General features: G+C 73.4%; 15 protein-coding genes. 5 read left to right on the top strand and 10 right to left on the bottom strand.

Annotated elements, in window-relative coordinates; genetic code table 11:
* Positions 1-39 precede the first annotated feature (39 nt).
* Both HNR68_RS08770 and HNR68_RS08765 read right to left on the bottom strand, forming a co-directional pair.
* Positions 40-624: an Rv1733c family protein gene (locus tag HNR68_RS08770; RefSeq protein ID WP_179719372.1), complete on the bottom strand. Its 585-nt coding sequence runs from the start codon at positions 622-624 to the stop codon at positions 40-42.
* 98 nt (positions 625-722) lie between these two features.
* On the bottom strand, positions 723-1397 hold the full coding sequence (locus HNR68_RS08765) for a uracil-DNA glycosylase (protein WP_179719370.1): 675 nt from the start codon (positions 1395-1397) through the stop codon (positions 723-725).
* 373 nt (positions 1398-1770) lie between these two features.
* On the opposite strand from HNR68_RS08765, the gene HNR68_RS08760 reads away from it, so the two are divergent.
* A complete protein-coding gene (locus HNR68_RS08760) occupies positions 1771-3105 on the top strand; it encodes an MFS transporter (RefSeq protein ID WP_179719368.1) in 1335 nt (444 codons plus the stop codon).
* Positions 3106-3162: 57 nt separating this feature from the next.
* On the opposite strand, the gene HNR68_RS08755 is transcribed toward HNR68_RS08760, so the two are convergent.
* Positions 3163-4152: a thiamine-phosphate kinase gene (locus tag HNR68_RS08755; protein WP_246330415.1), complete on the bottom strand. Its 990-nt coding sequence runs from the start codon at positions 4150-4152 to the stop codon at positions 3163-3165.
* 72 nt (positions 4153-4224) lie between these two features.
* Here HNR68_RS08755 and HNR68_RS08750 point away from each other — a divergent pair, with 72 nt between their 5' ends.
* Together HNR68_RS08750 and HNR68_RS08745 are read left to right on the top strand one after the other, a co-directional pair.
* The gene (locus tag HNR68_RS08750) at positions 4225-4458 is read left to right on the top strand and encodes an Lrp/AsnC ligand binding domain-containing protein (RefSeq protein ID WP_179719365.1); all 234 of its coding nucleotides are present in this window, start codon (positions 4225-4227) and stop codon (positions 4456-4458) included.
* 117 nt (positions 4459-4575) lie between these two features.
* Positions 4576-5109: a DUF3515 domain-containing protein gene (locus HNR68_RS08745; RefSeq protein WP_343050008.1), complete on the top strand. Its 534-nt coding sequence runs from the start codon at positions 4576-4578 to the stop codon at positions 5107-5109.
* Positions 5110-5154: 45 nt separating this feature from the next.
* Here HNR68_RS08745 and HNR68_RS08740 read toward each other — a convergent pair whose 3' ends face one another.
* Complete coding sequence (locus tag HNR68_RS08740; RefSeq protein ID WP_179719360.1) at positions 5155-6246, bottom strand: D-alanine--D-alanine ligase family protein; 1092 nt, start codon at positions 6244-6246, stop codon at positions 5155-5157.
* 131 nt (positions 6247-6377) lie between these two features.
* The gene (pdxR, locus tag HNR68_RS08735) at positions 6378-7787 is read right to left on the bottom strand and encodes a MocR-like pyridoxine biosynthesis transcription factor PdxR (protein ID WP_179719359.1); all 1410 of its coding nucleotides are present in this window, start codon (positions 7785-7787) and stop codon (positions 6378-6380) included.
* A gap of 59 nt (positions 7788-7846) precedes the next feature.
* On the opposite strand from pdxR, the gene HNR68_RS08730 reads away from it, so the two are divergent.
* The gene (locus HNR68_RS08730) at positions 7847-8503 is read left to right on the top strand and encodes a pyridoxamine 5'-phosphate oxidase family protein (protein WP_179719357.1); all 657 of its coding nucleotides are present in this window, start codon (positions 7847-7849) and stop codon (positions 8501-8503) included.
* Between the two features lies 1 nt (position 8504).
* Here the strand turns inward: HNR68_RS08730 and HNR68_RS08725 are convergent, their stop codons facing one another.
* The 5 genes from HNR68_RS08725 to HNR68_RS08705 all read right to left on the bottom strand — a co-directional run bounded on the left by HNR68_RS08725 (position 8505) and on the right by HNR68_RS08705 (position 12745).
* On the bottom strand, positions 8505-8882 hold the full coding sequence (locus HNR68_RS08725) for a group I truncated hemoglobin (protein ID WP_179719355.1): 378 nt from the start codon (positions 8880-8882) through the stop codon (positions 8505-8507).
* Positions 8883-8966: 84 nt separating this feature from the next.
* Entirely contained in the window at positions 8967-9437 is a 471-nt protein-coding gene (locus tag HNR68_RS08720) for a cupin domain-containing protein (protein WP_179719353.1), read from the bottom strand.
* A gap of 333 nt (positions 9438-9770) precedes the next feature.
* Positions 9771-10877 (bottom strand): cystathionine gamma-lyase, encoded by a 1107-nt coding sequence (locus HNR68_RS08715; protein ID WP_179719351.1) that lies wholly within the window; start codon positions 10875-10877, stop codon positions 9771-9773.
* A gap of 79 nt (positions 10878-10956) precedes the next feature.
* Positions 10957-11964 carry an NAD(P)H-dependent glycerol-3-phosphate dehydrogenase gene (locus HNR68_RS08710; RefSeq protein ID WP_179719349.1) on the bottom strand — a complete coding sequence of 336 codons (1008 nt, stop codon included), beginning with the start codon at positions 11962-11964 and terminating at the stop codon, positions 10957-10959.
* On the bottom strand, positions 11951-12745 hold the full coding sequence (locus tag HNR68_RS08705; RefSeq protein WP_179719348.1) for a 1-acyl-sn-glycerol-3-phosphate acyltransferase: 795 nt from the start codon (positions 12743-12745) through the stop codon (positions 11951-11953). The genes HNR68_RS08710 and HNR68_RS08705 overlap by 14 nt, the downstream gene beginning before the upstream one ends.
* 112 nt (positions 12746-12857) lie before the next feature.
* Between HNR68_RS08705 and cofC the strand changes: the two genes are divergently transcribed.
* Entirely contained in the window at positions 12858-13505 is a 648-nt protein-coding gene (gene cofC, locus HNR68_RS08700; RefSeq protein ID WP_343050007.1) for a 2-phospho-L-lactate guanylyltransferase, read from the top strand.
* The last annotated feature ends 31 nt before the right edge of the window (positions 13506-13536 follow it).

Raw genomic sequence — 13536 nt, 5'->3', positions numbered from 1 at the left:
GGTGCGGGCACCTCGGGGTCTTCTGCTTCTCGGGCCGCGCTACGAGGCGTGGTCGCGCCACTGCGGCTCGACCCTCGCCCACTCGACTTCCCAGGCCAGCAGCCTGCGGTGCTGCACCCACGCGCGGGCGCCCAGCAGCAGGAGGGTGGTCACCAGCGCTGAGCCGAGCACGACGCTCGCCCCGGCCACCCCGGCCGCCTGGGTGGCCTCAGCCCGGGTGAGCGGCGGCGTGGTCACCCGCTGGCGGTCGTCGACCCACACCTGCAGCGGGCCGGTGGCGGGGACCGCGGACGGCAGCTGGACCACCGCGGACCGCTCCTCGGGCGGTTCGCCCCACTTCACCACGACCGGCCGTTGGCGCGCGGTCTTCCCGGGCAGCTCGTCCACCACCGAGGCCACCACCTGGTGCTTGGTGGCCTGCTCGTGCTGGACCACGGCGAGGCGGCGGTCCAGCTCCTGCTGCGCCACCACGCAGGCCTGCACCGCGGTGAGGGCCACGACGAGCACGACGAACAGGAGCGCGATCGGCTCGAAGAGGTCGGTGCGCCGGCGCAACGGGTTCGCGCCGGGGAAGGCCTTGCGGATCAGGCACCGCAGGCCGCTGGTCCTCCGGTCGGCTCCCATGACGAGCCTTCTTCCGCCCTCGAGCGCAACGTCCGGCAAGGGCCAATGTACGACTGGCCGCTGACCAGGTCCACCGCAGGCGACCAGCGATGACGCGGTTACGGCAGCTTCCAGTCGATCGGGTCGGCGCCCTGGGCGGCCAGCAGCTCGTTGGCCCGGCTGAACGGCCGCGAGCCGAAGAACCCGCGGTCGGCCGACATCGGGCTGGGGTGCGGTGATTCGACGCAGGCCACGCCCGGCATGAGCGGCCGGAGGTCGCGCGCGTCGCGACCCCACAGGATGGCCACCAGCGGCGCCTCCCGCGCGGCCAGCGCGCGGATGGCCTGCGCGGTGACCTCCTCCCAGCCCTTGCCGCGGTGCGACCCGGGCTTGCGGGGCTCGACCGTCAGGCTCCGGTTGAGCAGCAGCACCCCGCGCTCGGTCCAGGGCGTGAGGTCGCCGCTGCTGGGCATCGGGTGGCCGAGGTCGTCGACGTACTCGCGGAAGATGTTGACCAGGCTGCGCGGCGGCGCGACGCCGGGGGCCACCGAGAAGCTCAGCCCCACCGGGTGCCCGGGCGTGGGGTACGGGTCCTGCCCGACGATGAGCACCCGCACGTCGTGGAACGGTTGCTGGAAGGCGCGCAGCACGTGCTCGGGCGCCGGGAGGTACCGCCGTCCCGCGGCGACCTCGGCGCGCAGGAACTCGCCCATGGCCTTGACCCGCTCGGCGACCGGGGCGAGCGCTTCCGCCCAGCCGGCCTCGACGAGTTCGTGCAGGGGACGCGCGGTCATGCCGAGCACCTTAGCGAGCCGCCGAGATCACCCACCGCCACCCCCGCAACCCCCGTACCATGAGCAAGCGTGATGCACGTCACACACGACGGATGTAACACGCGCTGCGATTTTGCCCACCCCCCGTAGCCGAACCGCACACGAAGGGGGCATTTTCGCCTGTCACCCGGCGAATTCGGCTGTCAAATCCGGACCCCGCGGCGAGGCCGATCCGGCGCGCGGAACGGTGCCCGCCCGAATAAAGGAAATATCATGGGAAAGCGTCGATCACGTCCATTTGGTGGCCTACCCCAGGCCACTCGGCTAGGTTCTGGCGAAGTTGTCGATCGACCACGGCCGTGGACGACATGACCCGGAGGTGGGCCGCAAACTCATGACTTCGCAGGAAACCGAAACATCACCCGAGCAGCGATCACTGCTGCGCCGCGCCGTCGGCGCCGCTGCCATCGGGAACTGCACGGAGTGGTACGACTTCGGCGTATACGCCTACGTCGCGGTCTACGTCGGTCACCAGTTCTTCCCCGGTCCGTTGGAGACGGTCTCCGCGTTCGGCGTCTTCGCCATCTCGTTCCTGTTCCGGCCGCTGGGCAGCCTGTTCTTCGGCCCGCTGGGCGACCGCATCGGGCGGCAGAAGGTGCTCGCGCTGACCATCCTGCTCATGTCGGGCTCCACATTCGTCATCGGCTTGTTGCCCACGTACGGCACCATCGGGATCTTCGCGCCGATGCTGTTGCTGCTGTGCCGCTTGTTGCAGGGCTTCTCCACCGGTGGCGAATACGGTGGCGCGGCGACCTACATCGCCGAGTACGCGCCGGACCGCAAGCGCGGGTTCTGGGGCAGCTGGCTGGAATTCGGCACCCTGACCGGATTCGGTTTCGGTGCCCTGGTGCCGACAATCCTGATCTTGAACCTGGACAGCGCCTCGATGGAGAGCTGGGGCTGGCGGATCCCGTTCCTGATCGCCGGTCCGCTCGGCGGCGTCGGTCTCTACCTGCGCTCCAAGCTGGAGGACACGCCGGCGTTCAAGCAGCTGGAGGCCACCCACCAGGTCGCCAAGTCGCCGCTGAAGGACCTGGTCAAGGGCTGGTGGCGGCAGCTGTTGATCCTGATGGGCATCGTCGTCCTGATCAACATCGCCAACTACACGATCCTGACCTACATGGAGACGTACCTGAAGGACACGCTCCACGTGGAGGACGGTCAGGAGTACCAGGTGCTCGTCCCGCTGCTGCTCACCGTGCTGTTCATGATGGTGATCATCACGCCGGTGGGCGCCCTGTCCGACCGCGTCGGCCGCAAGCCGCTGTTCCTGTCCGCGGCGATCTGCTTCATCGTGCTGCCGATCCCCGCGTTCTTGCTCATCGCGCAGGGCACCGTGCTCACCACGCTCTGCGGTCTGGGGCTGCTGGCGATCGGGCACGTGCAGCTGATCGGCCCGCTGGCCTCGACGCTGCCCGCGATGTTCCCGACCAAGGTCCGCTATGCGGCCTTCTCCGTCGGCTACAACATCTCCACCGCGCTCTTCGGCGGGACCGCTCCGCTGGTCAACGACGCCGTCGTGAAGAGCACCGGGAACACCTTCTTCCCGGCGTACTACGTGATGGGCGCGGCGGTCGTGGCCCTGATCCCGATCCTGCTGATGAAGGAGACCGCACGCCAGCCGCTGATGCAGGACGCGCCGTCCCCGGCGGGTTCCTCGGCGAGCTGACGGATCCACGCGGAGGGCCCCGGTGCGCTGCGGCGCGCCGGGGCCCTCGTCGTCCGCCTAGCGCCAGTGCTCCCAGCCGCTCGGGCCCTCGTAGGTGAAGCCGTCCACCGTGACGCCCGAGCCCTCGGCGACCGCGCCGATCGCGCGCCAGCCCTCCGGCAGCTCCCGGTCGGCCGGGAACGTCGCGACCAGGGCCTGGTCCTCGCCGCCGGTGAGCACCCAGTGCCGGGCGTCGGCGCCGAGCGCGGACGCCACCTCGCTCAGCCGCTGCGGCACCTCCACCTGTTCGGTGCGCACGTCGATGGCGACCTCCGAGGCCGCCGCGATGTGGCCGAGGTCGGACAGCAGCCCGTCGGAGACGTCCATCATGGACGTCGCGCCGGCCAGCGCGGCCTGCGGTCCCGCCGCGTACGGCGGTTCCGGCACGCGGTGCGCGCCCACGACCGCGACGGGCGAGCGGAACCCGCGGCCCAGCACGGCCAGGCCCGCCGCCGACCAGCCCAGCCGTCCGGCCACCGCGACCACGTCGCCGGGGCGGGCCCCGGAGCGGGTCACCGGCTCCCGGCCCTGCAGGTCCCCGAGCGCTGTGACGGAGATCGTCAGTGACGAGGCCGACACCATGTCCCCGCCGACGACGCCGATGCCGACCTGCTGTGCTTCCTCCCACATGCCGCCGACGAGCTCCTCGGCGACGCTGCTCGGCAGGTCCGGCGGGCAGCCCAGCCCGACCAGCACACCGGTGGGCACCGCACCCATGGCGGCGATGTCGGAGAGGTTCACGGCCACGGCCTTGCGCCCCACCTGGTGCGGCGTTGACCAGTCGAGACGGAAGTGCACCTGCTCGACGAGCACGTCCGTGGTGGCCACGACGCGCCCGTCGGGTGCCCGCAGGACCGCGGCGTCGTCCCCGGGCCCGAGGAGGGTGCCGGGTGACTGCTCGCGTCCCGCCGTCACCTGCTCGATGAGACCGAACTCACCCAACTGGGAAACGGTCTGTGCGTCCTGCGACGGATCAGGACCCAACTGGGACCTTCCTTCCTTGAGCATCCGCTCGGTCCGATGAGGTAGCTTTCTGCCAGTTTCCTACCCGAGCACATCGGCAACACGAAGGGGCACGCCGTGGTTCAGGCTTACATCCTCGTCCAGACCGAAGTCGGCAAGGCCGCCGCCGTGGCCGGCGAGATCAAGGACTTCCCGGGCGTCATCAGCGCCGAGGACGTCACCGGTCCGTACGACGTCATCGTCCGCGCCGAGGCGGAGAACGTCGACGTGCTCGGCAAGATGGTCGTCGCCAAGATCCAGAACGTGGAGGGCATCACCCGGACCCTCACGTGTCCGGTCGTGCACCTGTGACCAGGTGACGCACCGGACGGTGCGGACGGCCCGGTGTCCTGCGGGACCGGCGGCCGTGTTGTAGTGGACGACGTGGTTCACCAATCAGCGACCGGAGTGCCCCGGCCGGTGTTGATCGTGGCGATCACGCTCGGAGCTGTCCTCGCCCTGGCTGTCGCCGGCATCGGCACGTACGGCTGGTACACCTCCCGGCAGGAGCAGCAGGCCGCGCACGCCGCCGTGGAGGCCCGCCGGACGGGCCCGCTCGCGCTCGCCCCGATCCCCGCCCCGGAGGCGGGATCGCCCGAGTGCGCGGCGGTCACCGGTGCGCTGCCCCAGCAGCTGGTGGTCGGCGGCGCCCCGGTCCCGCGCCGGGAGCTGGCGCAGCCGGCGCCCGCGGCGACCGTCGCCTGGGGCGACGCCGCCCACGACCCGATCACGGTGCGGTGCGGCATCGACGCCCCCGCCGAGCTGACGCCCACCGCGCAGCTGGTGGACGTCTCCGGGGTGAGCTGGCTGAAGATCGACCAGGGCGGCGACACCTCGTGGCTCGCGGTCGACCGGCCGGTCTACGTCGCGCTCACCGTCCCCGGGGGCACCGGGACCGGACCGCTGCAGGACCTCTCGGCGCTCCTGCGCGACACGCTGCCGAAGCGACCGGTCTTCCCCTGACACCCGGACGGCCCCGGCTCCACCGCGGAGCCGGGGCCGTCCGCGTCAGCGCAGGCCGGTGCCGCGGGCGATGGCCGTGTCGATGAGCGTGCTCAGCAGCGTCTGGTAGTCCACGCCGCTGTGCGCCCACATCCGCGGGAACAGCGAGATGTCCGTGAAGCCCGGCATGGTGTTGACCTCGTTGACGATCAGCTCGCCGTCCTCGGCGAGGAAGAAGTCCACCCGCGCCAGGCCCTGGCACTCCAGCGCGTGGAAGGCGCGCACGGCGCTGGAGCGCAGCTCCTCGGTCGTGTCGTCACCGAGCTTGGCCGGGAGGTCGAACTCGGTGACGTCGTCGAAGTACTTGGCCTCGAAGTCGTACCAGTCGGTCTTCCCGGTCACGCGCAGCTCGGCGGGCTGCGAGGCCTCGACGCGGCCGTCTGGGAACTCCAGGACGCCGCACTCGATCTCGCGCCCGGTCACCGCGGCCTCGATGATCACCTTGGGGTCGGTGCGCCGCGCCTCCGCGATCGCGGCGTCCAGCTCGGCCCAGTCGGTGACCTTGCTGATGCCCAGCGACGAGCCGGCGCGCGCGGGCTTGACGAACACCGGCAGCCCGAGCCGCTCCCGCCGCTCGTCGTCCAGTGAGGACTGACCGCGGCGCAGCACCTCGTAGCGGCCGACCGACAGCCCCTCCGCGGCGAGCAGCTTCTTGGCGTACTCCTTGTCCATCGACACCGCGCTGGAGAGCACCCCGGGCCCCACGTAGGGCACGTCGGCCATCTCCAGCAGGCCCTGGATGGTGCCGTCCTCCCCGAAAGCGCCGTGCAGCACCGGGAAGACCACGTCGACCCCGGACAGCACCTCGCCGCCCCGCTCCGGACCCAGCAGCACCAGGTCGCGGCGCGTGGGGTCGCCGGGCAGCGCGACGGCGGTGCCGGGCGCGACCTCGGGTTCCCGGCGGTCGCGGATCTCCAGCTGCTTCGGGTCGTCAGTGCCCAGCACCCACGCGCCTTCTCGCGTGATGCCGACGGGCACGATCTCGAAGCGTTCACGGTCCAGGTGCGCGAGCACGCTGCCCGCGGAGACGCAGGAGATGCCGTGTTCGGTACTGCGTCCGCCGAAGACGACCGCCACCCGGGTCTTGCGCTGTGTCATGCGCCGGACCATACCTGTCCGGCGCGCCCGCCGTTCCACAACCTGCGGCCGCCCGACCACCGCCGGACACGCTGCGCGACCACGTGGTTCCGCTCCGCGGGCGGGGGTGCCACGGCTGCGGGACCGCGACCTCAGGCGCGGCAGACCCGGGCGATGACCGGCAGCGCCCGGGCCAGGTCCTCGCGCGCGCACGCGGCGTAACCGAGCGCCAGGCCGAACCACTGCTGGGGGCCGCAGTGGTGCCGCTTCAGCCCGTCGAGCACGAGCCCCTCCTCCGCCGCCTCGGCGACCACGCGCTGCTCGGTCTCGGCGTCCGGCAGGGGCAGCACGACGTGCGCACCGGCCCGGTCGCCGAACACCTCCACGCCCTCGGCCGCCAGGCCGTCCACCACGAGCGCCCGGCGCTGCGAGAGCTCGCGCCGCAGCCGGCGCAGGTGGCGTCCGAGGTCCCCGTTGCGGGCGAACTCCGCCAGCACGCGCTGGCCCGCGGCGGCCGGGCCCGTGCCGGTGCGCTCGCGGCGCTCGACCACCGCGGTGGCCACCCGGTCGGGGGCGAGCATCCAGCCCACGCCCAGCGTCGGCGAGAGGATCTTGCTCGTGGTGCCCAGGTGGACGACGACGTCCGGGGCCATCGAGGCCAGCACCGGCAGCGGCGCGACGTCGTAGCGCAGCTCCCCGTCGTAGTCGTCCTCGACGATCAGCCATCCCTCGGCGCGGGCCCGCTCGACGAGCGCGATCCGCCGCTCCGCGGGCAACCGCCCACCGATCGGGTACTGGTGCGCCGGGGAGCAGTAGACCGCGCGCACGCCCTCCGGGATGGCGTCGACCACGATCCCGGCGTGGTCCACCCGCGCGGGCACAACCCGCGCCCCGACCGACCGCAGCGCGCCGACGGCGCGCTGGTAGCCGGGCTCCTCCACCGCGACGGCGTCGCCCGGCTCCAGCACGGCGGAGGCCAGCTCGATGACGGCGGCGGTGGTGCCCCCGGTGGCGAGCACGTTGTCGACCGTCAGCCCGCCGAGCACGAGGCCGCGGTGCCGCAGCAGGTGCTCGACGACGGCCTCCCGGTACGCGGGGACCCCGACCCGGTGCGGCCTGGAGTCCGGTGCCAGGTCGGCCGCCGCGCGCCACGCCCGCCGCCACGCCGCGCGGTCGATGCCCCCGGCCCACGGCACCCCCGGGGTCAGCACCACGTCCGGCTCCTGCGCCTCGGGCGTGCCCGCCGAGGCGCCGTGCGGCGGCCCCGCCGCGGCGCCGGGAGGACTGGTCGTGACGTAGGTGCCCGAGCCGTGCCGCCCGGCGATCCAGCCCTCGGCGTGCAGCTGCTCGTAGGCGGCGGCGGTCACCGTGCGGCTCACCGCCAGGTGACGCGCGAGCGCGCGGGTCGACGGCAGGCGGTCGCCGCCGCGCAGCTGGCCGATGGTGGCCGCGTGCCGGAGCGCGTCGGCGAGCTGGACGGCGAGCGGGCGGGGGTCGTCGCGACGCAGGTCGATGGCGAGCTCCAGCAACGGGGAGCTGGCCGCGGGGACCGCATGTGGCATTCCAGGATTCTCCTCGATTGGCACTTCGATGATGCCACTCCGCGGAAGATCCTGGTCGCGTGAATCTCTCCACCACTGAACGGTCCACGATCCGCCGGGGCGCCCACCGCGCCCGCACCGACCGCGCCGACCTCCACGCGGTGCTGGACGCCGGGCTCGTCTGCCACCTGGGCATGCAGGTCGACGGCTCGCCGCGCGTCCTGCCGACCGCCTACGGCCGCGACGGCGACACGCTGTACCTGCACGGCTCGACCGGTGCGCGCAGCCTGCGCGCGGCCGACGAGCGACCGGAGGTCTGCGTGACCGTGACGCTGGTCGACGGGATCGTCTACGCGCGCTCGCTGTTCCACCACTCGGTCAACTACCGGTCGGCGGTGGTCCACTCCCGGGCTCGCCGGGTCACCGACCCCGACGAGGTCTGGCGGGCGCTCCGGGTGATCACCGAGCACCTCGCCCCGGGTTCGTGGGAGCACGCGCGGCAGCCGGACCGCAAGGAGCTGGCGGCGACCGCGGTGGTCGCGGTGGACCTGCGCGAGGCGTCGGTCAAGGTGCGCGAGGGCGGGGCGAACGACGACCCGGAGGACGTCGCGGCCGCGACGGCGTGGGCCGGTGTCCTGCCGCTGCGCCGGTCGTGGGGCGAGCCGGTGCCGAACCCGGACCTGCCGCCCGGCACCGAGGTCCCGTCCCACGTCCGCGAGCGCCGCTGGACGGGGTGAGTCAGCTCGCCACCTGCTCCTGCTCCTCGGAGACGATCTCGCGGGACAGCGGTGCGATCGCCGCCAGGACCTCGTCGACCAGCTCCTCGGCGACGCCCGCTTCCCGCAGCGTCTCGGCCAGGTGCCCGGCCACCAGGTCGAAGTGGCGCTGCCGGATGCCGCGGCCCTGGTGGACCTGCCGCATCGACGGCCCCCGGTACGGCTCCGGCCCGCCCAGTGCCGCGGCGAAGAACTCGACCTGGCGACCGATCAGCCGGGACATGTTCGTCCCGGCGAAGAACGGCGCCAGCTCGTCATCGGCCAGCACCTTGTCGTAGAAGGCGGGCACCACCGCCTCCAGCGCCGGCCGGCCGCCGATCGCGTCGTAGGTCGTGCTCATGCGTCCTCCCGTGTCGTCGGCTGGGAACACGGACAGGACAGCGCGCGACTGTTTCCGGCGGCGTGGCGCTGCGTAACGCGATCGCTACGCCCTGGGACGCAAGCCGTGGACGGGGTCGTGCTCGTAGGTCCGCATGGGCGCCCGGACCGGCCGGTAGACGTGGATGCTCACCGCCGGGTCCTGCCCGGTGTTGGACACCTGGTGCACGTAGTCCGGACCGAAGACGCGGGACTGGCCCGTGGTCAGCCGGTGCAGCACCTCCGCCCCGGAGGCGCGCACGACGCGCTCGGTGAGGTCGCCGGAGACGACGGTGAACGCACCGGTGGCGCCGCCGTGGTCGTGCAGCTCGGTGTGCTGCCCGGGCAGCCAGCTCAGCAGCCACGCCTCGTGGTGCTCGGTGCGGGTGATCAGCTCGAACCAGCGCTGGTCCGGGTCGTAGCGCAGCAGGTGCGCCCAGGCTCCGCGGTCGGCGGCGAGCTCGCGGGCGATGCGGACGGGGTGGGCGGTGGTCAGGTCGGCAGGGGCAGCGACGGTGCCCGGTGGAACGGCGAACACGTGGGGAAGTCCTTCGGGATCGGTGCGAACGGGCGCGCGCAGACGCGCGGCGACGCCCGGGGATGACGTGAGGTCGATCAACACGAAGGACACGAACAGAGCGCGCTGGCGACGCGGTGGAGGTCGATGTGACCCCGCCGTCCGTTCATCGCGCGCAACACCATGGCGCGAACTCAACCAGCCCAGCCCACCCGCCGTCAACTCACCCCGGCGAGTTCTCACACCACGGAGTGTGCCCCACCCCACGCCCCACCGAGGTCCACGCGACTCCGGTGGGAACCAGACGTCCCACTCCCGTGCGGAGTCGCGCCCGGCGAGGTGCGTGCCCCGGGGTCAGGAGAGGGCCTGGAGGACGTCGGCCACGAGGTCGTCGGGGTCTTCGCAGCCCGCGGAGAACCGCACGAAGCCCTCGGGCACCGGGTCGCCCCACTGGGCACGGCGGTCGACCGTGCTGTGCAGGCCGCCGAAGCTGGTCGCCGCCACCACGAGCTCGCTGCGCCGGACGAACTCCTCCACCGCGGCCGCGTCGGCCAGCTCGAACCGGAACACCCCGCCCCAGCGGCGCATCTGCCGCCGGGCCAGCTCGTGCGACGGGTCGTCGGGCGCACCGGGCCAGCGCAGGCCGGACACCGCGGGGTGGTCGCGCAGCGCCGCCACGAGCGCGGCGGCGTTCTCCGCCTGCCGCGCCAGGCGCAGGTCGAGGGTGCCCATGCTGCGGTGCACCAGCCACGTCTCGAACGGCCCGGGGATCGCCCCGGACAGCGTCCGCGCCCGCTCCACCCGCTCGGCCAGCCCGGGGTCGCGCACCGACACGTGCCCCATGAGCAGGTCGCTGTGCCCGGCCAACGCCTTGGTGTCGCTGGCGACCACGATGTCGGCACCCAGCTCCAGCGGCCGCTGCCCCAGCGGCGTCGCCGTGGTGTTGTCCACCGCCAGCAGCGCGCCCGCCCGGTGCGCGCGCTCGGCGAGCTCGGCGATGTCGCACACGTCCAGGCCGGGGTTGGACGGGGTCTCCAGCAGCACCAGGCGGGCGCCGGCGAAGACGTCGTCGGTCCACGGGCCGGGCGTGGCGATCTCGCGGACGTCCAGCTCCAGCTCGGTCAGCTCCTCGCGCACGAACTGCCGCGTCGCGTAGTAGCCGTCGCCGGGCAGCACCAGCGCGTCACCGCGGCGCAGCAGCGCGCGCAGCACCGTGCTGATCGCGGCCATGCCGGAGGGCAGCAGCACGCAGCGACCGCCGTCGAGGTCGCCGATGGCGGCCTCCAACGCCCGCCAGGTCGGGTTGCCCGCCCGGCCGTAGGAGTCACCGCTCCCCTCGGCCCCGCCGAGGTGGTACGGGGCGGCGAACACCGGCCCCGGCAGCATCGGCGCGCCGCTCACCGGTTCCGGGTGCCCACCGCGCACGCAGCGCGTGCCGTCCCCGAGGCCCGAGTCGTTCACGAGTTCACCTGCTCCATCACTTGGTCGACCCGCCGTCACCCGGGCACCCGCCGGGCACCAGCGGCCCGGTGTCCGGGTCCTACTCCGGTTTGCGCTCCCGGCCGAGCAGTTCGGCCGCTGCCGGTCCCGGCTGGAGGCCTTCGTGGCAGACGCGGTGCACCACGTCGGTGATCGGCATCTCCACCCCGCGCCGCGCCGCCAGCTGGCGGATCGACGAGCACGACTTCACGCCCTCCGAGACCTGCCCGTGCGCCGCCTCCTGCGCCTGCGCCAGGGTCTCCCCGCGACCGAGGCGCTCACCGAAGGTCCGGTTGCGCGACAGCGGCGACATGCACGTCGCCACCATGTCGCCCATCCCGGCCAGGCCCGCGAAGGTCATCGGGTCCGCCCCCAGCGCCACGCCCAGCCGCGTGGTCTCGGCGAGCCCGCGGGTGATCAGCGAGGACATCGTGTTGTGCCCGTAGCCGAGGCCGACGGCCATGCCGCAGGCCAGCGCGATCACGTTCTTGCAGGCGCCGGCGATCTCGATGCCGACGAGGTCGGTGTTGGTGTAGGGCCGGAAGTACGGCGTCGAGCAGGCGTGCTGCAACGCCACCGCCCGCTCGTGGTCGGCGCAGGCCACCACGGTCGCGGTCGGCTGCCCGGCGGCGATCTCCTTGGCCAGGTTCGGACCGGACACCACCGCGACCTGCTCCATCGGCACGTCCGCGACCTCGGCGATGACCTCGCTCATCCGCTTCAGCGTGCTCAGCTCCACGCCCTTGGCCAGGCTCACCAGCGTCGCGTCCGCGGGCAGCAGCGGCTGCCACCCCGCGAGGTTCTCGCGCAGCGACTGGCTCGGCACCGCCAGGACCACCACGTCGGCGTCGTGCACCGCCGCGGCCGCGTCGTCGGTGGCGCGCAGCGACTCCGGCAGCCGCACGCCCGGCAGGTACCCGGTGTTGCAGCGCGTCTCGTTGATCGCCTCCGCGACCTCCGCGCGCCGCGCCCACAGGACGACGTCGTTGCCCGCGTCGGCGAGCACCTTCGCGAAGGTGGTGCCCCAGGACCCGGCCCCGAGCACCGCGATCCGCTCAGGCTGCGCCATCGTCGTCCCGCTCCTCCGGCGCAGCGCTCTTCTTGCGGGCGGGGCTGTAGAACTCGGCCGGCGGCTGCTCGCCGCGGACCTCGCCGAGCAGGTCCTTGACCCGGTCCATGACCAGGTGGGTCACCTCGCGCAGCGCCTGCCCGTCCTGCTCCGCGCCCCGGTAGGCCGAGAGGTCCAGCGGTTCGCCGAAGTGGAACCGGACCGTCTTGCGCGGGAACGGGCGGAAGCGCTTGGCGTAGTGGTCGTAGACGTCCTTGGTCCCCCAGCGCGCGGCCGGGATGACCGGCACGTCGTGGGCCAGCGCGAGCCGGGCCACCCCGACCTTCGGCGTCATCGGCCAGCCGTCGGGGTCCTTGGTGATGGTGCCGTCCGGGTAGATGACGATCACCTTGCCGCGCTCCAGCGCGGCGTGCGCCTCCTGCAGGCTCTTCCGCGCGTCGGCGGTGCCGCGGAAGACCGGGATCTGCTCCGTGCCGACCAGCACGTTCCTGAACCCCGGGACGTTCCACAGCGTGTGCTTGGCGAGGAACCGGGGCACGCGCCCGGCGCGGTGCACGGTCACCGCGTCGAACACCGGGTCCAGGTGGGAGACGTGGTTGAGCACCACCAGCGCTGGTCCGTCGGCCGGGACGTGGTGCATCCCCCGCACCTCGGTGCGGGCCAGCGCGGCGGTCAGCGGGTAGAACACCGCGCGCGCCAGGCCGAGCCAGAACTTGCCCATGCCCTGCGCCTTCTCGATGCGCTGCCTCCGCTCGCGCCGGAGGCTCCTCGGTTCCGCCACGGCATCTCCTCATCTGTCCTCGCGGGCGCCCGCAAAGTTACCCCGAGGCCGACCGCGGGTCGCCAACGAGTCGGTTCCGCGGTCCGCTTCCCCGGGCCGGGAAGATGGGGGCGTGAGCGCCACCGACCACCGGTACCCGCAGCGGGGCTACCCGCCGGTGCACCTCCTCGTCCCGGTCAAACCGTTGCACCTGGCCAAGTCGCGGCTGCTCGACGGGGGTGCGCGCCACCCCGCGGCGCACACCGAGCTGGTCGCGGCCGTGGCGTTGGACACAGTGTCCGCCGCGCGCCGCGCCGCCGGGGTCGGCGGCGTCGTGGTGATCACCTCGGACCCGGTGCTGACCGCCGCGTTCGCCGCGATGGGCGTGGAGGTGCTCCCGGACGCCCCGGCGGCCGGGCTCAACGCGGCGCTGCGGCACGGCGACGCCGCGCTGCGGCACCGGGTCGAGCGGGTCGGGGCGCTGCAGGCGGACCTGCCCGCGCTGCGGCCGGACGAGCTGGCGGCCGCGATCAGCGCCGCCGGCGCGGACCGCTCGTTCTGCCCGGACCGGCACGGCACCGGCACCACGCTGCTGCTGGCCGAACCGGGCCGGCCGCTCGACCCGCGCTTCGGTCCCGGCTCGGCCGACGCGCACGCCGGTTCCGGCGCCAAGCCGCTCCTCGGCCCGTGGGACTCGCTGCGCTGCGACGTCGACACCGAGGCCGACCTGCGCGCCGCCCGCGCCCTCGGCCTCGGCCCGCGCACCGCGGCGGCGGTGTGACCGCCCCACCCGTGAACGTCCTTCACAGACA

Origin of the sequence: Saccharopolyspora hordei, from assembly GCF_013410345.1 — a bacterium.
GTDB classification, from domain to species: Bacteria; Actinomycetota; Actinomycetes; order Mycobacteriales; family Pseudonocardiaceae; genus Saccharopolyspora; species Saccharopolyspora hordei.
This window is presented reverse-complemented; position numbering and strand designations above follow the sequence as displayed.